Annotated in this window: 14 protein-coding genes; 9 read left to right on the forward strand and 5 right to left on the reverse strand. The window is 37.9% G+C overall.

The features are described from left to right. Positions 1-3 precede the first annotated feature (3 nt). The 4 genes from MMF97_RS11510 to MMF97_RS11525 all read right to left on the reverse strand — a co-directional run bounded on the left by MMF97_RS11510 (position 4) and on the right by MMF97_RS11525 (position 5,299). Positions 4-2,712 (reverse strand): TonB-dependent receptor, encoded by a 2,709-nt coding sequence (locus MMF97_RS11510; RefSeq protein ID WP_243362488.1) that lies wholly within the window; start codon positions 2,710-2,712, stop codon positions 4-6. A gap of 70 nt (positions 2,713-2,782) precedes the next feature. After that, positions 2,783-4,144: an MATE family efflux transporter gene (locus MMF97_RS11515; RefSeq protein ID WP_243362489.1), complete on the reverse strand. Its 1,362-nt coding sequence runs from the start codon at positions 4,142-4,144 to the stop codon at positions 2,783-2,785. Positions 4,145-4,190: 46 nt separating this feature from the next. Then, positions 4,191-4,814, reverse strand: a complete 624-nt coding sequence (locus MMF97_RS11520; RefSeq protein WP_243362490.1) for an AlbA family DNA-binding domain-containing protein — start codon at positions 4,812-4,814, stop codon at positions 4,191-4,193. Continuing rightward, positions 4,814-5,299, reverse strand: coding sequence for a DUF4442 domain-containing protein (locus MMF97_RS11525; RefSeq protein WP_243362491.1), 486 nt, complete (start codon positions 5,297-5,299; stop codon positions 4,814-4,816). Before MMF97_RS11525 ends, MMF97_RS11520 begins: the two co-directional genes overlap by 1 nt. Positions 5,300-5,580: 281 nt before the next feature. Here MMF97_RS11525 and MMF97_RS11530 point away from each other — a divergent pair, with 281 nt between their 5' ends. From MMF97_RS11530 to MMF97_RS11570, 9 genes are all read left to right on the forward strand, one after another. Then, positions 5,581-6,537 (forward strand): helix-turn-helix domain-containing protein, encoded by a 957-nt coding sequence (locus MMF97_RS11530; RefSeq protein ID WP_243362492.1) that lies wholly within the window; start codon positions 5,581-5,583, stop codon positions 6,535-6,537. Between the two features lie 112 nt (positions 6,538-6,649). After that, positions 6,650-13,243: a LamG-like jellyroll fold domain-containing protein gene (locus tag MMF97_RS11535; RefSeq protein WP_243362493.1), complete on the forward strand. Its 6,594-nt coding sequence runs from the start codon at positions 6,650-6,652 to the stop codon at positions 13,241-13,243. A 293-nt stretch (positions 13,244-13,536) separates the two neighbouring features. Beyond that, the gene (gene gyrA / locus MMF97_RS11540) at positions 13,537-16,068 is read left to right on the forward strand and encodes a DNA gyrase subunit A (protein WP_243362494.1); all 2,532 of its coding nucleotides are present in this window, start codon (positions 13,537-13,539) and stop codon (positions 16,066-16,068) included. 20 nt (positions 16,069-16,088) lie between these two features. Next, positions 16,089-17,171, forward strand: coding sequence for a tetratricopeptide repeat protein (locus MMF97_RS11545; RefSeq protein WP_243362495.1), 1,083 nt, complete (start codon positions 16,089-16,091; stop codon positions 17,169-17,171). 71 nt (positions 17,172-17,242) lie between these two features. Continuing rightward, entirely contained in the window at positions 17,243-18,379 is a 1,137-nt protein-coding gene (locus MMF97_RS11550) for a tetratricopeptide repeat protein (RefSeq protein ID WP_243362496.1), read from the forward strand. A 307-nt stretch (positions 18,380-18,686) separates the two neighbouring features. Further along, positions 18,687-18,908: a hypothetical protein gene (locus MMF97_RS11555; protein WP_243362497.1), complete on the forward strand. Its 222-nt coding sequence runs from the start codon at positions 18,687-18,689 to the stop codon at positions 18,906-18,908. Positions 18,909-19,185: 277 nt separating this feature from the next. Continuing rightward, a complete protein-coding gene (locus MMF97_RS11560; RefSeq protein WP_243362498.1) occupies positions 19,186-20,400 on the forward strand; it encodes a DUF763 domain-containing protein in 1,215 nt (404 codons plus the stop codon). Further along, positions 20,397-21,107, forward strand: a complete 711-nt coding sequence (locus tag MMF97_RS11565; protein WP_243362500.1) for an endonuclease V — start codon at positions 20,397-20,399, stop codon at positions 21,105-21,107. The genes MMF97_RS11560 and MMF97_RS11565 overlap by 4 nt, the downstream gene beginning before the upstream one ends. A gap of 38 nt (positions 21,108-21,145) precedes the next feature. Then, complete coding sequence (locus MMF97_RS11570; RefSeq protein WP_243362501.1) at positions 21,146-22,357, forward strand: TCR/Tet family MFS transporter; 1,212 nt, start codon at positions 21,146-21,148, stop codon at positions 22,355-22,357. Here MMF97_RS11570 and MMF97_RS11575 read toward each other — a convergent pair. Next, positions 22,354-23,706: a PhoH family protein gene (locus MMF97_RS11575; RefSeq protein ID WP_243362503.1), complete on the reverse strand. Its 1,353-nt coding sequence runs from the start codon at positions 23,704-23,706 to the stop codon at positions 22,354-22,356. The genes MMF97_RS11570 and MMF97_RS11575 overlap by 4 nt on opposite strands. Between the last annotated feature and the right edge of the window lie 489 nt (positions 23,707-24,195).

Genomic DNA, 24,195 nt, shown 5'->3' on the forward strand with positions numbered 1-24,195 from the left:
TGCTTAAAATTTAATGGATAATTCGGCTCCAATACTTAAAGGGTTTAAATAAGAGTAAGATTTATTGTTTTTCGGGTCGTAATAATTGGCTTTTAAGTTAAAAACGTTATAAGCATTCACAGAAAAACGAATATTATTTTTTAGTTCTTTTGCCAGGCGCATAGAAACATTGGCGTAAGAAAAAGGTAATTTACCCTGTGTTTCAAGGTCTGTTGATCTTGTTAAATGCCCATAATCTGGATTGTTGGGATCAAAGTTCTCAATAGGATAACGGTTACCATAGCTGTCTAAATAAGCTTTAGGATAAGTAGAATCTCCTTTTACAAGCTGATTTTTTAACCATACAAAATCGAAGTATAAACTCACAACCAATCCTAATTTAGGAATGTGGGTATCGCTGTTCAATTTAGACATGAATGAAGTATTGATGCTTTCGCGGGCATCATATATAGCATACCATGCTTTTTTATTGGCTAAAATATCAGCATCGCTGGCTTTTGTTATAAACTCATTTGAATTATAGTAAGAGCTGTAAGTATAACTGCTGTTAAAAGAAAAGCTGGTTTGTATGGCTGCGATCTTTTTTATGCTTAAAAACAGTTCAACTCCATTATTGCTTGAGCTTACATTATTTGTAATTACACTATTTGCTAAGCCTCCTTTTAAAGTATAGGTTCCTGTAGGCTGATAAACGGGTTTTTGGTTATTGGTAATGGTATAAGTATAATCTGGAACCATTATGCCAAAATATTGTGACTGACCAGCAAACCCATTTTTATTATTTTTTAAATAACCGTTTACAGAAGCATTAAATAATGGATGATTATAACTTAAACCTATTTCTGCCTGATTACTTTGCGATGGTTTTAAGTTTGAATTATCTGGCAAATATTTATAGGTATAAACCAGAAATAAGCTATTTCTGACATCGCCTGTATAAACATTAAGAATAGGAAGATCAAAATAAGTAGGACCAGGATAACGGTAAGCCATAGTAGGCGCTTTTGTAGCTATGCCATAAGCAGCATTAAAACTGAAGTTTTTACTGATAGAATAATTGGCATTAATGCGAGGTTGTATCGTACCATAACCATTTTGAATATCGTAACGTAAACCTGCATTAAACCTAAAATTTCTGTCAAATACCTTGATATTAAAGCGATCTTCAAGATAAATGCCCGAATTGATCAGATCTGGAAGTAATTCAAAATCATATGGGCGTTCATTTTTGTAACCCTGACTAATAAAGCGAGGCCTTTCGGGGTCAAACAATACGCCTTTACCCTTATTAGAGGCAATGGAGATACTTGCACCATAAGAAAGAATATGCTTGATTTCGCCTGTATTGAAATGACTTGAGAAACCGATATTACCATTAAAGTTTTTGGGTTTACCCACAACCTGATCAACTGCAAGATAATTGCCAGGTAAATAATAGCCCTCATAAACTCCGGTGGTATCTTTATTGGCCATAGGTTTTACATTACCGTTTAAATACCATTGACTATAACTATCCTGAAAACCTATATCTAAGCCAGCATTAAGGCTAATACTTTTAATAACATTACTGTTCAACTGCCACGATAAGCGGTTGGAAACAGCAAAACGTCTGTTTTTAGAATAAGCCATTTTTTCGGTTCCATCATCCGGATCACGTTTGGCATCATCTAATTTTTCACTGTAATCTAACGAAATGGTGTTTTTTATGCGATGATTGAAATAAATGGTATGCATTATTCCACCCGAAACACGATTGTATTTTTTCATGTTGTCACGTGGGTCGTCATTACTCACTAAGTAATTGATATTTGCATTTAAAAAGCCATATTTTTCAGGAAGTTTAAAACCTTTAGTTAAAGAAAAATTGGTAGACCCATTATTGATACGGGTATTAAACATAAATGGAGTTTTACCAGCCTGGCGATTAATAATGATGGCTCCGTCGGTTAAATCTCCGTATTGAGCAGGAGCTACTCCAGAAATTACTTCTATACTTTCTATATTATCAGCAGGGATTTCTCTTAAGTCCAGCCCTCCAAAAGTTACATCATAACCCACATTATTGGTTCGGTCTGTAATGGTAGAATTGCCCAAACCATAAGTGCCCACATTTTTAGCCTGCATATTAGCATTGTTATTCTGTGCTAAACCATCCACAATAATGGCTATACCCATTGCATTATTATTGGCAGCACTCCCGGAAGCCTCACTTCTTAAGGTCAAATTTTTGGGACTTTGTAAGTCAACAGGACTGTACAGTTTGCCAGGTAATCCGTTTAATATGTCTGCTAAACTAAAGGCCTGTGCCTGTTCTATGGCTTGCCTGTCAAATAAAACAGATGAGTTAGAGAGATTGGTCGTTTTCTGTACAGCAGATACCTGAACTTCATTCAAACTTAAATTGAGATCCTGTAACGTTATAGGTACATAAACTTTTTTAGTTACACCATCGATATTTATGGTTTTGTCAAACCTTTCTTTACCAACCATGTTGGCCTGCAACCTCAAAGACTTGATATCTTTAACATTGATGATAAAAGAAAATGATCCATCTTTATCGGTATAGCTAACCCTATCAAGGTCAGGCAACCTTACAGTAACATACTCTAAAGGTTCCTGTTTATGATTAATAATCTTGCCCTGGATGCTGATTTGGGCAAAAAGTATAGGGCCGTTAAGAATAAGAAATAATAAGTATAAGTATCTTTTCAATTTAGACTAATTATAAACAGTCGCAAAATTGAAGAAAATAGTTTGTTAAAACAAATTATTTAGACTAATTCTAATTAAATTGATTGAGTTTCTTACTCAATACCTGAAAACGCCAGAATAATAGGATAGAGGCAGCAAGCAGGCCAAAAGTTAAGCCGTACCAAATGCCTTTAACACCAACACCATGATATATTCCTACATAATAACCTAAAGGTATGCCAACTACCCAATAAGATAGAAATGTAATGAAAGTAGGAATATTTACATCGCCAATACCTCGTAATATACCTAAGCCTACCACTTGCGTACCATCAAATAACTGGAAAAAACCTGCAATGATTAAAAGTTGTGCGGCAAGACCTACCACCATTTTATCATCGGTAAAGATATAGGGTAAAAACTGGTTAGCTCCCATAAAAAGAATTGCGGTAAAACCCATAAATAAAAGTACCACATGGTAACTGGCTATGGCCGAGTGACGCAGATCTACAAATTTTTTACCTCCGTAATTGTGACCTGTTTTGATGGTCGCTGCCGAAGCAATTCCACTGGCCAACATATAAGTAAACGCAGCTAAAGATAAAGCTGTGAAATGAGAAGCCTGTTCAACTTTTCCTATAGTACCAATCATAATTCCGGCACCGCTAAATGCGCTGATCTCAAAAGAATATTGCATGGCGACAGGTGCACCCAGTTTGATGATTTCTTTTATTTTTTTGAAATTAATCGCTTTAAATGCAAAGTGTGTTAAGTAAGGAATAAAGCGTTTGGAATTAAATACATAAGCGCCCATAGCTATAGCCATGGCTACTCGATCTATTAAAGTAGCATAACCTACGCCTCTAACGCCCATGGGCTCAATGCCAAACATACCTTTTACAAAAATGATCCCGAAAATAATGTTTACAATATTACCCCATATAGAAATAGACATAGCCTGTTTGGTAAAGCCCAAGCCTTCTGTAAACTGCTTAAACGACTGGAAAATCATTAAGGGAATAATAGAAACTCCCATTAATCGCAGGTAGGGTTTGGCATGTTCAACCACATCGGCAGATTGCCCCAAATGATTGATCAATGTAAAAGATACCAGATAAACCAGTACCACCAAGATAACGGCAAAAATAAAATTGATTAAAATGCTGTTTGCTAATAGTTTACCACATTTTTCGTAATCTTTACTTCCGTTTGCCTGTGCTATTAGAGGCGTTAAGCCATATGAAATACCCAAGCCCAAAACCAGTATGAGCATAAAAAGGCTGTTTACCAGCGAAACTGCTGCCAGTTGTACCGTTCCGGCAAAATGACCTACAATAATACCATCGGCCATATGCACAAGGGTATGCCCTAATTGCGATACTACAATGGGCAGTGCAAGTTTTAGGTTTTCGTTATAATAAGGTTTGTATTTCTTGAATGAATAGCTAAGCATAAGCTTGCAAAAATCGGAATTTTACGCCAGATAATCACGATAATTTTTAATTGCTCAAGGTAAAGTACTCTTCTTTTTCAGAAATATGTGGTGTTATACTACCCATCAAAATAAGGTTAACAATAGTTTTTTGGGCATTTTTATAAGAACTTCTTGTAAGCTTGGCCAACTCTTTTAAAGTAGCGCGATGCTGTTCTTTAAGATGCTGCAAAAAGATTCTGTCTTGATCGGTATAGCTCAATAGATTGCTTTCTAATTTTCCTTTTTTAAGCACATCTACCAGTATTTTGCTGGCCAGCACGCTTTTATCTTTTACCCTGAAATACACCCACCATTTTTGGTTCTCATCTAAAGCGTAATGAGGCTTAATGTCGCTTTGAGGGATTTTTGCCACCAATACCGTTTTATGATCAACATATACTTCTTCAAACTCGGGTTCTATTGCAGGTTTACAATAAACATGGGCGGCCTTGGTAATCATGAAACGTTCTTCTTCTTCTGATTTTACCCCTTTAACAGAACCGTCATCAGCTACACCGATCAACAACATACCGCCTTGGTTATTGGCAAAAGCAACCAAAGTCTTGGCAATTTTTTCGCAGCTGCTGATAGTTTTCTTGAAATCAACACTTGCGTTTTCGCCTTCTAATATGAGTTTTCTGATGTTCATTAAATCGCTACCCGTTTGTTTTCGTTTGGATATTTATTTCTTAAATAAACTTCGTTCATCACTCTGGCACAAAGCTCACCTTGTTTGTTGTAAAGTTCCATAGGGTAGGCTTTTACAAATTTTCCGGTTTCTGTAAGCGCTTTTTCTGCTTCAGCTATCATTTCATCTGTAATGACAATGGTAAAATACAGCGCTGACATACCAGGTTTAATGTATTGTATAGAAGCACTTTTTAGCCATACTCTACATTTGTAGCCCTTTCTTTGCATAAGTTGATCAAACAGGATGGCATAAAAGGGATCAGTAGCAGCATATATGGTACCGCCAAAAATAGAACCATTGTAATTTCTGTTTAAAAAACTGTTGCTGATCTTTACATCAACTCCTCTAAAACCTTTATGAAATCTTCTAACCCAGATGCGTTGAAAAAGCAAAGGAGGATACAAACTTAACGCCCATTTAAGCGTTCTTTCAGATACCATCATGATGTTTAAATATCTGTAATTAAATTTAAGTTTGAAAAAACTGAAGTTAATTTTTGATTAATTTACAAAGACTAACGAAAAATTCAGAAGTTAGAAGACCGAAATTTGGCTATGTTAAACGAACAAAGACCGAAAGATGTATAACTAACCAACCAATCAACTAACCAACTAATAAACAAACTACTAAAAAAGAGATAAAAAGAATATATTTACATGGTTTTTGATGGTTATGCTGCTGATACAGCACATTACATTGTTACCTGCATTCCATGTAAAAAATTATGCCCCATAAAAAAGCTCAGAAAGAAGATGTTGTGTATATTTTAAATATACTGGCAACTATATATCCCATTAGCGAGGAGTTAAAGCAAGCTTTTTATGAAAAAACGCTACGATTTAAGGTAAAAAAAGGAGCGATTCTACTAAAGGAGGGAGAGCGTAGCCAGTATATGTATTTCATTAAAAAAGGAGCTTTGATGGGGCAGACCATTCATAAGAAAAAACAGATTGTTACCTATATCTCCATAGATAACGAATTTGTGAGCTCTATTTCCGGGCTGCATGGTATAGTACCTTCACAAGAGGCCATTATAGCTGTTGAAGATACGGAACTCATAGCCATGCATAATGATGATTTACAGGCATTGTTTCTTCAGTATTTTGATATGAACTTCCTGTTTAGGGTAATGGTAGAAAAATACTATCGCGATGCGCAGGAGCGTAGCCACATCATTAGGGTGGGCAATGCCAAAGAACGTTATCTGTATTTTATAAATACCAAGCCGGGTTATATAGAAAGATTGCCCTTGAATTTGGTAGCTTCCATGCTTGACATGAAATTGGGTACTTTGCTAAAGGTGCAAAAGCAGCATCAGCTTTCTTTGCAAAAAGATAAAGAAACAGAAGAATGGTGTAGTAAAATAGAAGATTATATTATTAATCAAGAAGCATTCAGGTATTCAGATTTGAGCATGGAGCATATGGCTGCAGCGTTATCCATTAGCATACATAAGCTTTCGTCTATATTTAACAATACCTATCAACTCACTTTTTCAGAATTTGTGAACGGTTATCGTATCAAAAGCATTCAGAATGATATGATTGACAAAGACATTATGCACAATTATACAATTGAAGCTTTAGCCAAAAAATCGGGTTTTGCTACCCGGAGTGCTTTTTATAATGCCTTTAAAAAAGCCGTTGGTATTACGCCTCTAGCATATCGCAACTCCTTGTAATTTACTTTTTTGTCCAGTTTTATAAAACTGGACAAAGTTGTACGCTCAAAATTTAGCGACAATAAATGCGTGGTTTAACTTTGTAGTTAAAACCACACTAAATTGTTCATCAATGAAGATAAATTTTTACTTCAAGCTTTTATTTTTTATAATCCCCTTTTTAAATATAACCACTGTTTTTGCACAGGCCGCATTAAATTTCAATGGCACTGGCTATCTAAGCAAAGGTACTGTGATTTCTACTACCGCTACCAATTTTACCATGGAAGCATGGGTGCGATGGAGTGGTTCGGGAAGCAATCAGGCCATTATTTATAATGGTAGTACAGGTGGTAATGGATATGGTATTTATTTAATGGGTAACAGCGAAATAAAGGTTTTAATGGGTGGTGTAACCTTTGTAGGCAGCGGCGTTTCGCTTGTTCCCAATGAGTGGACACACCTTGCTATTGCCCGCAATAACAATTCGATCACGTTGTATAAAAATGGTATTTCAATAGCTAACAGTACTGCCGCACCCTATAATCCAAATGGAAACTTTACCATAGGTGCAAATAATGCTGGGAGCGAATTATTTAACGGCGACATAGACGAAGTGCGCTTTTGGACTACGGCACGCTCGCAGGAACAGATACGGCTCAGCATGAACGTATTACAGCCCTCGCAAACTAATCTGCTTGCTTATTACGACTTTAATAATGGTACCCCGAATGCCAATAATACGACAATAAGTACCATTCCCGATATTTCTGGCAACAACAATACGCTTACCCTTAAAAATTTTGCGTTGACAGGTAGCAGTGCTAATTTTGTACAGAATGTAGCTAAAATATACTATGTCAATGCCGCGGCAACATCCCTTAACATTGGTACCACCTGGGAAGATGCCTATACCAACCTGCAGACCGCTATTGACATTGCCGCACCGGGCGACGAAGTTTGGGTAGCTTCTGGTACTTACCAGCCTGCCTACGGGGCGTCTTTTATCATGAAAGAAAGCGTGAAGATTTATGGTGGTTTCCCAGCCACCGGTAATCCTAAATTTACCGAACGTAATTATAAAGCCAATGTTACCACGCTGAGGGGCAATGCAGGTAGAGTCATCCGTAATGAGAGCAACGGGCTTACCTTGGCGGCCGTATTGGATGGCTTTACCATAACCGAAGGCATAGTTACCTATAGCAGTTCAGGCCAAGATCAATGGTTGGAAGCTGGTGCTGGTATGCGCAATGTCAACGTGTCGCCCACGGTACGCAACTGTACATTCACCAACAATAAGGCAGGCGGAAATGGTGGAGCTGTGTACAATGAAGGCGGTGCCCCCATGTTTGCCAATTGTATCTTTTCTGCCAATGTATGTGGATACACTACAGCGGGCACCAGGTCTGGTGGTGCAATGGCCAACAACAACAGTACACCTAACCTTACCGACTGTACTTTTTCTAGTAACATTGATAGATGTTACGGTGGTGGTGCATTATTTAATTCTTATTGCGGTGCCATGATGCTAACACGTTGTACCTTTTTGGATAACAGTTCAACATCAGGTGGCGCAGTTCGCAATAGGGCATCTCATCCCGCATTTAACAATTGCCTATTTTTAAATAATAAGGCAGATAGATTTGCAGGCGCCTTCTGGAATGAGGATATTCTTGTTGCATCTCCTACATTCACCAACTGTGTATTTGCCAATAATATCAGCACTGGAGATGGAGCAGGAGGAGCTATATATAATGAAGCAGCAGGTGTTTCAACCTTTAACAATTGTGTTTTTTATGGCAATAAAGCATTATCCAGCGGTTCAGGAGGGGGCGATGGCGGAGCTTTTTATAGTAGCTACGGTGCTACCCAAAAGTTTATTAATTGTACATTTACCCGTAATTCGTCTGTTTATCATCCTGAGGTTATTGTTTGCCTTTCTTCAACAACCGAGTTCCGTAATACTGTTCTGTTTGGTAATACCGGAGGCGTGAAGAGCGAAGCATCTTTCACCAAAGGCGGTAGTGTATTATATATATACAATAGCCTGATACAGAGTTATCCACCAGATGACCGACTTAGTGGTTGGTATTTATATGCCGCCAACAATCTCGACAATACTACCGACCCCCTGTTTGTCAATGCAGATAATCCTGCCGGTAACGATGGCATATGGGGCACAGCAGATGACGGTTTGCGGTTGCAGGTGCAATCACCCCTCATTAATAAAGGCGATAACAGCATGGCTACTGTAGCTATCGATATGGTGGGCAACCAAAGACAAGTAGGTACCGTTGATATAGGTGCTTACGAATATCAGGGATTTGCAGACCCCACACTGTCCAGCTTTGCCGATATGACCAAAACCTACGGTGATGCCCCTTTTACCATCATCGCACCAACCAGCAACAGCCCTGGTGCTTTTAGCTATACCAGTAGTAATACGGCAGTAGCCACCATTAACGGCTCCACAATAACCATTGTTGGCGCAGGTACGGCTATCATTACCGCCAAGCAGGCCGCTACAGCCAATTACAGTGAAGGCAACATTACCAAAACCCTAACGGTAAATAAAGGAAATCCGGTATTTTCTGGTTTTGCCAATATGGCTAAAACCTACGGTGACGCCCCATTTACCATCATCGAACCAACCAGTAACAGCACTGGTGCTTTTAGCTATACCAGCAGTAATACGGCAGTAGCCACCATTAACGCCAGCACGGTAACCATTGTTGGCGCAGGCACGGCCACCATTACCGCCACGCAGGCCGCCACGGCCAATTACGGTGGAGGCAGCACTACAATCACTTTGACCATAGCCCGCAAGGCCATTACCATTACTGCCGCCAATAAAACAAAAGTTTATGATGGGCAGGTATTCTCGGGGCCTTATACCATTGCTTCTTATACGGGATTTGTAAATGGTGAAGATGAAACCACGCCGGGAGTATTTAGCGGAACGTTGAGCTACAACGGTACAGCAAAAACCGCGGTTAACGTAGGTACGGCCTATACCATCGTGCCATCAGGTTTAACTGCAGCTAATTATACCATTAATTATGTAAACGGCGAGCTCACCATCACCAAAACTACAGTTACGGGCCTTACCTTGAAAGACGATAACGTTGCCTATGATGGAACCCCAAAAACTTTAGCGGTTACCGGCAATTTGCCCACGGGCGTAACAGTAAACTATGATAGCTATACAGCTGTAGGGACCTATCAGGTAACAGCCACCATTAGCGGCGCTAATTACCAAACGCTTATATTAACAGCTACCCTAAAAATTATAAATCCGGTACCCGGTAACAACAATATTATTTATGTAAACCTCAATGCTACCGGAACAGGTACCGGTACTACCTGGACAAACGCCATGCCCCAACTGGCCGAAGCCTTGAAATGGGCAAGGCAGCAAAACAACTTTACCGCAGATAATCCCCTAAAGATATACGTAGCCCAAGGAACCTACAAACCCCTATACAGCGGCGCCGATGGCAGCTATACCACAAAAAGCAACAGTAGAGACAATGCTTTTGTAATGGTAAACAATGTGAAACTATACGGCGGATTTACAGGCAATGAAACCAATCTTAACGGTACAGCAAATGACCTTGCCGGACGTGTACTCCCCAACCTTGGAGGAACTGGAGGCACTATCCTTTCTGGTGATATAGGCACGGTAAATGACAGCAGCGACAACAGCTATCATGTGATGGTTATTGCCAGTGCAGCGGCAGACAGTATCGTAGTAGATGGCTTTGCTTTTGCCGGGGCAAATGGCGACAAAAGTACTACTTATACCTGCAATGGCATTAATATAACAGCAAATACTGGCGGTGGTTTGGCATTGTACAACACCAATAATAAGGTGCTTATCCGTAACTGTGCCTTTACTGATAACCAATCCAATCAGGGTGCAGGCTTGTATACCTTATTGGCATCACCTGTATTGCAGAATTGCGTGATACAAGGCAATACAGCAATGGACAACGGCGGTGCTATGAGCAATTTCAATGCATCTGCACCAACCTGTATCAACGTACTCATGACAGGCAACAAAGCGGCTTATGGTGGTGCTGTATTTGCCGGAAGCAGCAGCAATCCTAAGTTTATCAACTGCACTGTTGCTGGCAACTATGCCAGCGGCGATGGCGGCGGTATCAATACCAAAGGCAACACGGCAATCACCACTATAGGTAACAGCATTGTTTATGGCAATGCTACAGGAGGAGTATCTCCCAATATACGTAACGAAGCAGGAGGTATGGCCAATGTGTTGTATTCACTTATCGAAAGCAGTACAGGGATTTGGCAATCTTCTTTTGGTACAGATCAGGGGAATAACGTTTTCGCTAACCCTTACTTTGTGCAAGCGGTGATTCCAACCCTTGCCAATACACCAAATAACACAGGCGATTACAGTTTGAAAGATATCAGTAATGTCATCAATAAGGGAAGTAATAACTTGCTACCTGTTAGCATCACTATCGATCTTGCAAATGCCGTACGCATCTGGCAAAACAGGGTAGATTTAGGTGCTTATGAATTTCAAGGTATATCAACACCCACATTGTCCAACTTTCCAGATGTTACCAAAACATATGGCGATGCAGTATTTGCATTGACCGGACCAGACAGTAATAGCGATGGAGCCATCAGTTACAGCAGTAGCAATACCAATGTGGCAACTGTTAATGGAAATACCGTAAACATTACAGGTGCAGGAACGGCAACTATTACCGCTACACAGGCGGCAATGTCTGGTTACAATAGCGGAAGTATCACAATGACTTTAACCGTAAATCAACGTCCCATAAGTATTCAGCCAGCTTTTGCACAAAAAACATACGGCAGTACCTATAGTTATGGAACGATGGCATCAGCCGTAACCATCAGTGGTCAGGGAATTGCCTCGGGGCAAACCCTTTCTGCAGTAACGATCACCAGTTCAGGCACTCCAAGTATTGCACCTGTAATCGCAACTCCCTATTATACAAGCAAGATCACCAATGGTAGTGTGGTAATCAAAGATGCCGGAGATAATGATGTAACCACCAACTATGTAGTTACATTGCAAGAAGGGCAATTGCAGGTTGAACAAGCGGTATTGACAGTTACGGCTGCTGACCAAGCCAAGGTTTATGACGGGCAGAAGTTTGCTGGGCCTTATACCATTGCTTCTTATCAAGGATTTGTGAACGGTGAACATGAAAATACATTTGGTGTACTGCAGGGTGCATTGAGCTATGGTGGTTCAGCACAGACAGCAGTTAACGCTTCAGCAACAGTCTATCCAATTATTCCATCGGGTCTGACCGCACAAAACTATACCATTAATTATGTAAACGGTGGACTGACGATAACGAAACGTCAGATTACAATTACAGCCAAAGATGTAACAAAGACTTATGCTACACAATATACATTTGCCAATAATTCGTCAGAAGTAATTATAACCGGTACAAGAAATCCTGTATTCGCATCTGGCGATGGCATTAGCACATTGTTATTGAGTAGTACAGGTGCAGCGACAGGAGCAGATGTTACAACTTATCCTATTGTAATCGATAACAATAGTATAATAATCAAGGATAATAATGGTAGTGGTAACGAGGTGACCGCAAATTATGCTGTTAGCCTGGTAAATGGAGAGATGACTGTAAACAAAGCAAATCCGTCATTGTCTGGCTTTGCCGACATTAACAAAATCTATGGCGATGCGGTTTTCACTTTAACTGCCCCAACCAGCAGCAGTAGCGAAACATTTAGCTATAGCAGCAACGATGCAAATGTGGCCTCTATTAATGGTAGTACTGTAACAATTAAAGGCGCAGGAACAGCAACCATAACTGCTACACAAGCTGCTACAACAAATTACAATAGCGCTAGTATTAATCTAACCCTATCAGTAGGCAAAGCCAATCAAACAATTAGCTTTGCCCCATTAACTACAAAAACCACCACAAGCCCCGATTTTGCTTTATTGGCAACCGTTAGCAGCAATCTTGCGCTGAATTTTACAAGCAGCAATGCAGCAGTTGCCGAGGTATATCAGGATGCCGGAGTATGGAAAGTACACATAAAAGGAGAAGGTACAACAGACATCACCGCCAGCCAGACGGGAAGCAGCAATTATCTTGCGGCAGCAGATGTGACACAGCAACTACAGGTAATAGGAGCCCCACTTCCGGTAACCTTAATCAGCTTCATGGCCAAGCCAGAGGGCCGCTATGCCAAACTGGAATGGAAAACTGCAAGCGAACAGAACAACAGAGGCTTTGAAATCTACCGAAGCGGTGACGATGGTTTTTTTGTAAAGATAGGCGAGGTTTCGGCTTCTCCACTTTCAAATCTCACCTCTCATAGCTACGCCTACATCGATAAAACTCCACTAAATGGTACCAACTATTACAAACTGGTACAGATAGATAATGATGGCAAGCCAACAGAACTGGGCATAAGAAGCTTGACCTTTAGTTTTTCGGCCTATGGCTTTCTGCTTTACCCCAACCCTGCAGAAGATCAGGTTAATATCAGTTTTACTGCAGGGCGTTTTAATCTATTGCAGGTTGTAGATATAAATGGAAAAGTACTGCAACAATGGAATATCAACGATAGGGAAGACAGCAAGATACTGTCGCTAGGTAGGTATCCAATAGGAACGTATATTATCCGCCTCAGAGGAAAAGGTATAAACGAAACCCAAAAAGTAGTGAAGAAATAATCCATCAAAAGTATTCATATTATTGAGCCACCTGAACCCATAAGACAGGTGGCTTTTTAATAAGTTTAGACTAATAAATTAGACCAATAAAGTTACCTATCTTTTGTCTCGGTAGCTTAAAAAAGGCTGATACCGTAATGTAAATAAGCCAGGACATTTGCGATGAATCTAAATGATTAGTTACAAAGACTAAAACTTTTCCACATTGCCTTATATAATGTAGCTTATTTTATTAAATTCGCAAGATTATATCAGTAGCTAATTAATTCCGTTTTTAACGGACAAAAAGAATTATGGCAGAAGATTTAGAATATCAAGACAGCGACAAGATCATTCCTATTAATATAGATGAGCAGATGAAATCTGCTTACATCGATTATTCGATGTCTGTTATTGTGAGCAGGGCATTACCAGATGTGAGAGACGGATTAAAACCGGTTCACCGCAGAGTATTATATGGTATGCTGGATTTAGGTTTAGGCAGTGGAAAACCTTATAAAAAATCAGCCCGTATTGTGGGTGAGGTACTGGGTAAATATCACCCTCACGGTGATTCATCTGTGTACATGACCATGGTGCGTATGGCGCAACCTTGGAGTTTACGCTATATGATGGTTGATGGACAAGGTAACTACGGCTCAATAGATGGAGATTCTCCGGCGGCAATGCGTTATACTGAGGCACGTTTTCAAAAAATTGCTGAAGAAATGCTTGCCGACATCAATAAAGATACAGTTGATTTTCAACTTAACTTTGACGATTCTTTACAGGAACCGACGGTTTTACCATCTAAAATCCCAAATCTGTTAGTTAACGGTGCATCAGGTATTGCCGTAGGTATGGCTACCAATATGGCTCCGCATAATTTAACGGAAGTGGTAAATGCAACTATTGCTTATATAGATAACAGGGATCTTACTATTGCCGAGTTAATGAAATATGTTAAAGCCCCTGATTTTCCAACAGGTGCTATTATTTACGGTTACTCAGGTGTTCAGGAAGCTTTTGAAACCGGAAGAGGTCGTATTGTAATGCGTGCCAAAGCCGAAATAGAAACCATAAAAGATAGAGAGAGCATTGTTGTTACAGAAATACCTTATCTGGTAAACAAAGCCCAGATGATAGAACGTACAGCAGAGCTGGTAGGAGAGAAAAAGATAGAAGGTATCTCTAATATTAAAGATGAGTCTAATAAAGACGGTATCCGTATTGTCTATGAGATAAAAAGAGATGCCAATGCCAATATTGTACTAAATAATTTATTTAAATATACAGCCCTACAAAGCTCATTTAGTGTAAATAACATTGCGCTGGTAAATGGACGTCCGCAATTATTAAATCTTAAAGATCTTATTCATCATTTTGTTGACCACAGACACGATGTAGTGGTTAGAAGAACAAAATTTGAATTAGGAGAGGCCGAAAAACGTGCGCATATCTTAGAAGGTTTACTTATTGCTTTAGACCACATTGAAGAAGTAATTAAACTGATCAGATCTTCAAACACACCAGAAGATGCACGTACAGGTTTAATGGAAAAATTTGGTTTAAGTGATATACAGGCCCGTGCAATCTTAGATATGACTCTTAGAAGGTTAACAGGACTTGAAAGAGATAAGATCAAAGATGAATATGCTGAATTGATGAAAACCATCGAATACCTGAAATCTATATTAGCAGATGAGGGTTTAAGAATGAAGATTATTAAAGATGAGTTGACAGAAATTACCGATAAATACGGTGATGAACGCAGAACATCTATTGTTCATTCGGCAGAAGATATGAGTATGGAAGACTTTATCGAAGACGAAGAAGTTGTAATTACCATATCTCATGAAGGTTACATTAAACGTACACCGGCTACAGAATACAGAATACAGGGACGTGGAGGAAAAGGTTCAAAAGGAAGTGATTCAAGAAATGAAGATTTTATTGAGCATTTGCTGGTAGCCACTAACCACAACTATATGTTATGCTTTACAGATGCGGGTCGTTGTTTCTGGTTACGTGTATATGAAATACCTGAAGGTACCCGTCAAAGCAAAGGAAGAGCGCTTCAGAATATTATCAATATTCCTAAAGAGGAAAAAGTTAAAGCGTTTATTAAAGTTAAAAACCTGAAAGATCAGGAATACTTAGAGAACAACTTTATTATCATGTGTACCAAAAAAGGTACTATCAAGAAAACTTCTTTAGAAGCTTACTCAAGACCAAGAGTAAACGGTATCAACGCCATTAACATCAATGAAGGCGATCAGCTTTTAGAAGCCAGTCTTACTACCGGAAGCAGTGAAATATTAATGGCCTTACGTTCAGGAAGAGCCATTCGTTTTAACGAAAGTACTGTAAGACCGATGGGCAGAACTGCAACAGGAGTAAGAGGTGTAACCCTAAGTCATGACAAAGATGAAGTAGTTGGCATGATTGCTGTAGATAATCAGGAGGCAACTGTATTGGTGGTTTCAGAAAAAGGTTATGGAAAACGTACCGATATAGAAGATTACCGCGTTACCAACAGAGGAGGTAAAGGCGTTAAAACCATTAACGTAACTGAAAAAACCGGTGAACTGGTAGCTATTAAAAATGTTACGGATGAAGATGACCTGATGATTATTAACAAATCTGGTATAATTATAAGAATTGCAGTAGCAGAATTAAGAATAATGGGCAGAGCAACACAGGGCGTTAGATTAATTACCTTAAAAGGTAACGATGAAATTGCTTCTGTGGCCAGAATTGACCATGAGGAAGAAGAAGAGGAAATTGTAAATGGCGAAAATCCAGCGGATGAAGGCACAACATCGCCAGAATCAGATAATGAATAACTAAAAACTAAAATTATAAAATGAAAAAAATCCTTTTAAGTGCCCTTTTCCTGGGCGCAGTAGTAGGTGCCCATGCTCAGAAAGCTGAAGTAACAGAGGCACGTAAATTATGGGAGATATTCAATAACATAGGTATTAAAACAATGCCTTTGAATAAGAATTTAGAGAATCTTGAAAAAGGCCTTAAACATACAGACAATGCAATAGCCAACGAGAAAACCAAATCTTTGGCTGAAACATGGAGTTTAAGAGCCTCTTTATCATCAGCAATCAGCGTTATGGATACGCTTGATTTTAACAACTCTATAGCAAAGCAAAAAATTGCTGAAGAAGCAATTGCCAAGACTAAAGAACTGGATAAAAAAGGTGATGAGAAACAAGCCCTTGAAAATGCTCAGATCAATGTTGAAAATGCGATCAATACCAGAGCAATAAAATTATACAATAAAAAAGACTATAAAGGAGCTTTAGTTGAGTTTAATGAGCTGATCGCAAGAAAGCCGGGAGATACCGGCCTTTACATCAATGCCGGCGTTACTGCAAAGCAAATGGGCGATTTCCCACAGGCCATTAAACATTTCAAAAAAGTAATCAGTTTCAATGTTCCTGAATCAAAAGATTTTTACCGCGAAGTAATTAACATGTCTTTAGATAATCTTAAAGATACAACAGGAGGTTTAGAACTAGCCAGAGAAGCACAAGCTAAGTTTCCGGCAGAATCTGACTTTATAGGTATAGAAACCGATATTTATATCACAAGAGGAGATATTGCAAAATCTCAGGAATTATTAGGTAAGCTAATTGAGAAAGATCCTAAAAGAGCTATTTATCAATATTTAATGGGTGATACCTATTATAAACAAGCATTAAACATACAAGAGCAACGCGTTAAAATAGATGCCAAAAAGGTAAAAGAATACAATGCCTTAACAACTAAAATGGTAGCTTTAGTAGATCAGTCTATTCCTTATTACAAAAAAGCTTTAGAATTAGATCCTAAGTCAGAGCCAACATTGCAAACGCTTAAGCAAATTTATGCGTTTAAAAATGATACAAAAAATTACGAAGAGATAGATAAATTATTAAAAGCGTTAAAAAACTAACCGTTCTTTAATAGCAAAGCAAAAGGACGATAAACTTGAGTTTATCGTCCTTTTTTATTTTCTTTGTAAGGATGCACAGAATATACCTTTTTTTCATATTATCAGTTTTATATTGCAATGCTGTAAATGCACAAGGTTCACAGGTGAAAATAGCCAACAATAGTGTTGGAAAGTTGCAAACCAGCATCAGTAATAAAGAAGATCAGAAAAAACAATTTGTCATTATAGGAGAGGGGCTTAAAGCAATTGAAAGCGCCCAGAACGATAAGAAAACTAAGAACTGGCCAGAAACCTGGGCCATAAAAGCATACCTTACGTCTTATGTGGCACTGGTAGATGAAAACGAACAAAGTGCCGAAAAAAACTTTTCCTTGGCAGTAGAAGCCTTAGCTAAAGCCAAAGAATTAGACAAATTTCAGTCTAATCATGAGCTCATAGGTGCAGCAGAAAAGAACATCATTGCCAAAAAGCAGAGTTTAGGCACAGAAGCTTTCAATAATAATGATTTTTTAAATGCTTATACTTTATTGAAAGATGTAAGCGATCGTTATCCAAAAGATACGTTACTGGCTGTAAATACAGCTATTTGCGCACAAAACATACAGCAATACAATGATGCACTGGCATTTCTGTTAAGAGCTAAAGAAGCCGGAATTAAAAATCCCAATGTTTATCAGAATATAGCAGCAATTTATACTTCAAAATTTGATAACGAACAGGCTATTAAAACACTTGAAGAAGGTTTGCAGCTCAATCCTTATCATGTATCATTGAACAATGATTATATTAACCTGCTGTTAGACAATGAGAGATATGATAAAGCGTTCAAAAGGATTGAAAGCTCTTTAGGACAGGATAACCAGAATAAGCTATTACTTTTTTTATATGGATATCTGCAACAATACAAACAGAATAATCTATCAAATGCAGAAAATGCTTATAAAAAAGCTCTTAATTTAGACCAGAATTACTTTGATTCATTATATCAGCTGGCTTTAGTTTTTTTAAGTGAAGCCAATAATAGTCTGAACGAAAAAAATACGACCAAGTATAATTCATTTACCAATCGTGCAGAGTTTACTTTGCTCAGAGCTTATGAAATCAATCAAAATAACAGAAACGTTGTCAAATTACTGATTGATATTTATACACGTAAAAATCGCCTTGACCGAGTGCAGGAGCTCAAACGTAAACTTAATGAGTTTTAGAAATCTTTAGATTTTACAGCATAGTTAGTATTTAAAGAGGGTTGATAAATTTATAACTTAACATAATGTTAATTATAAGACAAAATGATCCGCTTATGATGGGTATTTTAAAGGAAATTTTGTAATTTACGATTTTCAATATCAACCCTGTTCAAAATGGCTTGAAGCGTTGGAAAAAACAAAAAACGATTAACACGTTGGAAGAAATATTGCGAAATATGAAGTGATGGTGGAGAAATTATAGTGTTCAGTAGTAAATAATTATTAAAAGAGCTTTAATTTTTGTTTTATATAAAAAATTTCAATTATGAATACAAGAGAAGCTAATAAGCAACAATTGATTGAACGTATAGAGAAGGAATTGCCAGATTTTGCTAGAATGGTAAAAACAACAAAAGATGAAATGATAGTATTATCTCAGGATGCTTTTGCTGCCGATTATCAGGAAAATGAATTTACATTATTAGGAATGGCTGTAAAATACGCAGGCTTATATAATCGAGAGGTTACTATTATCCCAAATAAGTAATTATTCTTTTTATGAGTAATTATGATTTTCCACCCTTAATGACAAAGAGTTTGATCAAATAGTCAGAGACTTATTAAAGGATAATGCTATTGATGATTTATTTGTAAAAGCAAAATAATTTTAAGATCAAGTTTGTTGCAGAAGCGAGAGAATAGTTAACCGATGATTATTATTAATATAAACTTGTCTGTATAAAATTAGTTGGGTTTTCTACTCGTTAAGTGTTTAACTTTTAATTTGATGTTTGATAACAAATTACTAAATTTGTTAGTAATTTATGAAAAGATCAGGCAGTGCAGATTTACCTTTACACTATGGCCATGTACCCCTATGGTTGGCAGAACGTATGGGCAAATTAGGGAAAGTCATTGTAGAAGAAATACTATCCAATCAGGGTAAAAGTGCTTTATTATCTAAATTTAGTGATCCTTTTTGGTTTCAGAGTCTAGGAGCTGTAATGGGAATGGACTGGCATTCTTCAGGAATTACAACCTCAGTAATGGGTGCTTTAAAAAGAAGTATAAATCCTAATGCTAAAGAATTTGGTATTTTTATTTGCGGTGGTAAAGGCAAACAATCCCGAAATACGCCAAATGAAGTATTGCGTTTTGCTGAACTTAATGGCTTAGCAGCTCAGGATCTGGTTAGAAGCAGTAAACTGACTGCAAAAGTAGATAATACCGCTATTCAGGATGGATTTCAATTGTATCAACATCATTTTATTGTGAGTAATGAAGGTCAGTGGACAGTTATACAACAAGGGATGAGTAACAGTAGCTCTACTGCCCGTCGTTACCACTGGCACTCCCCCTCTATAAAATCATTCACAGAAGAGCCACACACAAGTATTTATGGAGAAAATCAAGGCAATATCCTCAATCTTACCGATAAGATGGCTCAGCCTTTAAAAACTGCCATGATGGAAGTAACAACAGAAAATCCTGATAAAATGTTGTCTGAGATTTCTAAGATCAAGCATTTGGTTATGCCCATGCATCATGATGTAAAAGCAAAAGATGTAGATATGAAACGCTTAGGAGCTGTTTTATGGCTGGCACAGGAAAAGAATGTGAACAATTTTGAAGAATTATTGTTACTTGAAGGCTTAGGGCCAAGAACCTTGCAGTCTTTGGCTTTGGTAAGCGAAGTAATCTACGGACAACCTTCGCAGTTTAAAGATCCTGCCCGTTTTTCTTTTGCCCATGGTGGAAAAGATGGTCACCCCTTTCCTGTTCCAACTAAGGTTTACGACGAAACGATTGAGACTTTGCAACAGGCCATACAAAAATCGAAATTGGGACAGAGTGACAAAATACAGGCCATACGATCGCTTTCTAAGGTAACAGCCCGGTTGGCAGAAGATTTTGTGCCTAATGGAAATTTTAACGAGTTAATTGCCCATGAAAGAGCTAACTCATGGAAATATGGAGGAAGAACAGTGTTTGGTAAAGCTAAAGCACCGCAGAACCAACAATTAGATTTATTTCAATGATCTGTTATGATAATCTTACATTAGCCGAAGCAACAGCCATACAGAATGAGCTCAAATCAGAATTACGTTTCGATCTGGCAGAAAATCTGGATTTTAAAACTGTTGGCGGAGCAGATATTTCTTTTAACAAAGGCAGCAACCAGTTTTTTGCAGCTATTGTGATATTGAACTTTCCGCGTATGACTTTACAAGGTTATGCACTGGCTCACGGTATTAGCAATTTTCCTTATATTCCTGGTTTTTTGGGTTTCAGGGAAGTTCCAAGTTTACTAAAAGCTTGGGATATGATCCCCAATAAACCTGATGTGCTGATCCTGGATGGGCAAGGTATTTTACACCCCAGAAAAATGGGCATTGCTTCACATTTTGGTGTGCTTACTAAACATTTAACCATGGGTTGTGCTAAAAAATCACTTTTTGGTAAGTATGAAGAGCCTGATCTTCAAAAATATTCAGATAGTCCTATATATGGGCATCACGAAATTTTGGGCTATGCGCTTCGTACCAAAGATCGCACTCAACCTGTGTATGTTTCTCCAGGCTATGGTTTAAACGTTTCTCAGTCGTTAAACCTTATCTGCAAATGTATGGGTAAATATCGTATTCCAGAACCTACGAGAATAGCGCATGAAATTGTAAACCAATTCAGAACAGGTTATTTAAAAGAAGGTTATCATAAAATTCCCCAAAATCCCGAACTATTTTAAACCATTTATCTTTTCAAGAAATAAACTATTTTTACGCCATGTCAACTAAAAAATCATCCGCGATCATTTTCATATTTATTACGTTACTGATCGATTTTACGGGTTTTGGTATCATTATACCAGTTATGCCTAAATTGATCGAAGAATTAACCGGTAAGGGATTAGATGTTGCTGCAGAATACGGGGGTTATTTACTGGTAGCTTATTCATTGGCACAATTCTTATTTTCTCCAATTATAGGTGGTTTAAGCGACCGTTTTGGTCGGAGGCCTATTTTATTGCTTTCGTTGTTTGGCTTAGGTATCGATTATATCTTCCTTTCTTTTGCACCTAATATTTTATGGCTGTTTGTTGGAAGGGTAATAGCCGGTATTACCGGTGCCAGTTTTACTACGGCTATGGCTTATATTGCAGATATTTCTACACCAGAAAAGAAAGCACAAAACTTTGGAATGGTAGGCGTTGCTTTTGGTGTAGGTTTTATCATAGGACCTGTTATTGGTGGCTGGTTCAGTAACATGGGATTAAGAGCGCCTTTTATGGTTTCGGCTATTCTAGCTCTTTTAAACTGGTTGTATGGTTATTTTATTTTACCAGAATCATTGGCGCCCGAAAAAAGACGTGCATTCTCATGGGGAAGATCCAATCCCTTGGGCTCCTTATTGAATGTTTCAAAATATCCTACTATTATTGGTTTAGTGGGTGCTTTATTGCTATTGTATATTTCAAGTCACTCTGTACAATCTAACTGGAGCTATTATGTAATTGAAAAATTTAAGTGGGATTCTGAAATGATTGGTTATTCTTTGGGCGTGGTTGGTGTGGTTATTGCGTTGGTGCAAGGTGGACTGATCAGGATATTGATACCTAAGATAGGAAACAAAATGGCAATCATCTATAGTCTGATATTGTATATCGTTGGCTTTACTTGTTTTGCCTTTGCCTCGAACGGTTTAATGATGATGTTGTTTATTTTACCTTATTGTTTGGCAGGTATTGGAGGTCCGGCTATGCAAACCATTATTTCGAATCAGGTAGCAGATAACGCACAAGGCGAAGTACAGGGAATTATTACAGCTATGCAAAGTTTGGCTGCAATTATTGGCCCTTGGTTAATGACCCATATATTTGCTTATTTTATTGCAGATCATACAACTTATTATTTTCCGGGAGCACCTTTTATACTCAGTGCATTTTTAACACTTATAGCTTTATTTATTGCCATTTTTACGCTCCGTAAACACCATTAAAGCAGTTCATTAGCCAGATTGGCCAGTTCGCTCCTTTCCCCTTTTTGTAAAGTTATATGCGCATAAAGGGGATGATTTTTAGCATTTTCTATCAGATAAGATAAACCATTGCTTTCAGAATCGAGGTAAGGCGTATCTATCTGGTAGATATCTCCTGTAAACACAATTTTGGTATGCTCACCTGCTCTGCTGATAATGGTTTTGATTTCATGTGGAGTTAAGTTTTGGGCTTCGTCTATAATAAAGAAGATTTTGGTCAGTGTACGGCCTCTTATAAATGCCAAAGGTGCAATTTCAATCTTTTCAGTATTAACCAGCTCATCAATCTTGCTCTGCATCTTCTCATCTTTACTGAACTGCTCACGTATAAATTTAAGATTATCCCATATGGGCGCCATGTAAGGATCAACTTTAGACTTTACATCGCCAGGTAAAAAGCCAATGTCTTTATTGCTCAATGGCACAATAGGCCGGGTAATGTAAATCTGCCGGTATTCTCTGCGTAATTCTAAGGCACTGGCAAGTGCTAAAAGCGTTTTTCCAGTACCTGCATTGCCCTGTATGGTTACCAGTTTAATTTCAGGATTCAATAATGCATCTATAGCAAAACTCTGTTCTGCATTACGTGGAGCTATTTTAAATATTTCTTTGTAAGAAACCCATCTTAAGGTATTATTGGTAGCATTGTAAAATGTATTAAGCTCTCTGCGTTTGTTTTTTAAAATGTAGAAATGATTACCAGAACTATAAGGTAATTTTGCCTGAGCTGCATAAATAATAGTATCAGCCTTTAAATGGTCAAGAATATGAGGGTCTATGTTCTTAACTTCTGTTTTACCTGAATAGAGTTCTTCTACATTTTTAATTTTCCCTGTTTCGTAATCTTCGGCATGCAAATCAAGTGCTTTGGCTTTTAAGCGCAAGCAAATATCTTTTGAAACCAGGATTACTTTACGTTTAGGATGTTCTTCTTTTAAGGCTAAGGCGGTATTTAATATTCTGTTGTCAAATTTATCCTGACTAAACAGGAGTTCTGCATTATTTTTTTGAGGCTTTTCATTGAGCAATACTTTAAACTTAGCTCCACTCCTTTTGTTTAAACTTACCCATTTATTTAAAAGATGATTTTTGGAGGCCTGATCTATAATTCTTATAAAATTTCGGGCTTCAAAATTTCTGGTATCGTTGCCGCTTTTAAAATTATCAAGCTCTTCGAGAACTAAAGCGGGTATGGCAACATCATGTTCCTGAAAACTATAGGCTGCATTATGATCGTATAAAATTACGGAGGTATCAAGAACAAATATTTTTTTATCTGTTGTTTGGACCTTATTTTCTTTTCTTGCCATATAAGCTAAAATAACCATTTGGCTATTAAAGTTTTTAATTTTTAGAATAAAAAAACGGAGAACCGCCTCTTTCGATTTGATTCTCCGCTTAAACCCAATTCTAACCGTAGTTAGATATGAGCCATCAAAAGAAAATTACCTGACCTAATTTTTGAAATGCTGTTTTTCAACTTTATTTCATCTTTTAATTGCTGTCAAAGTTTCACCGCCATAGCGTATGTTAACTCATGTACCTGCAATGTCTGTTATTAAAACTGTTCAACTAACTTTGTTTAGTATTGCTACTCTTTTATTTTACTCTCAGATCAAACTGATTTCGAATTTTAGTTTCCTGGATATTGGATATTAATCACAATGAGGATGCATCTGTTATAAAACTTCTGCAAATTAAACCTGTTTTTTAATCCCGAAAATTTCAGCCTCTGGCTTCATCTTCGTTTTGGATTAATGTTCAGACTGTCAAAGTACTTCCTGTTTGATATATACTAA

This window comes from Pedobacter montanisoli (genome assembly GCF_022809115.1).
Taxonomy (GTDB): Bacteria; Bacteroidota; Bacteroidia; order Sphingobacteriales; family Sphingobacteriaceae; genus Pedobacter; species Pedobacter montanisoli.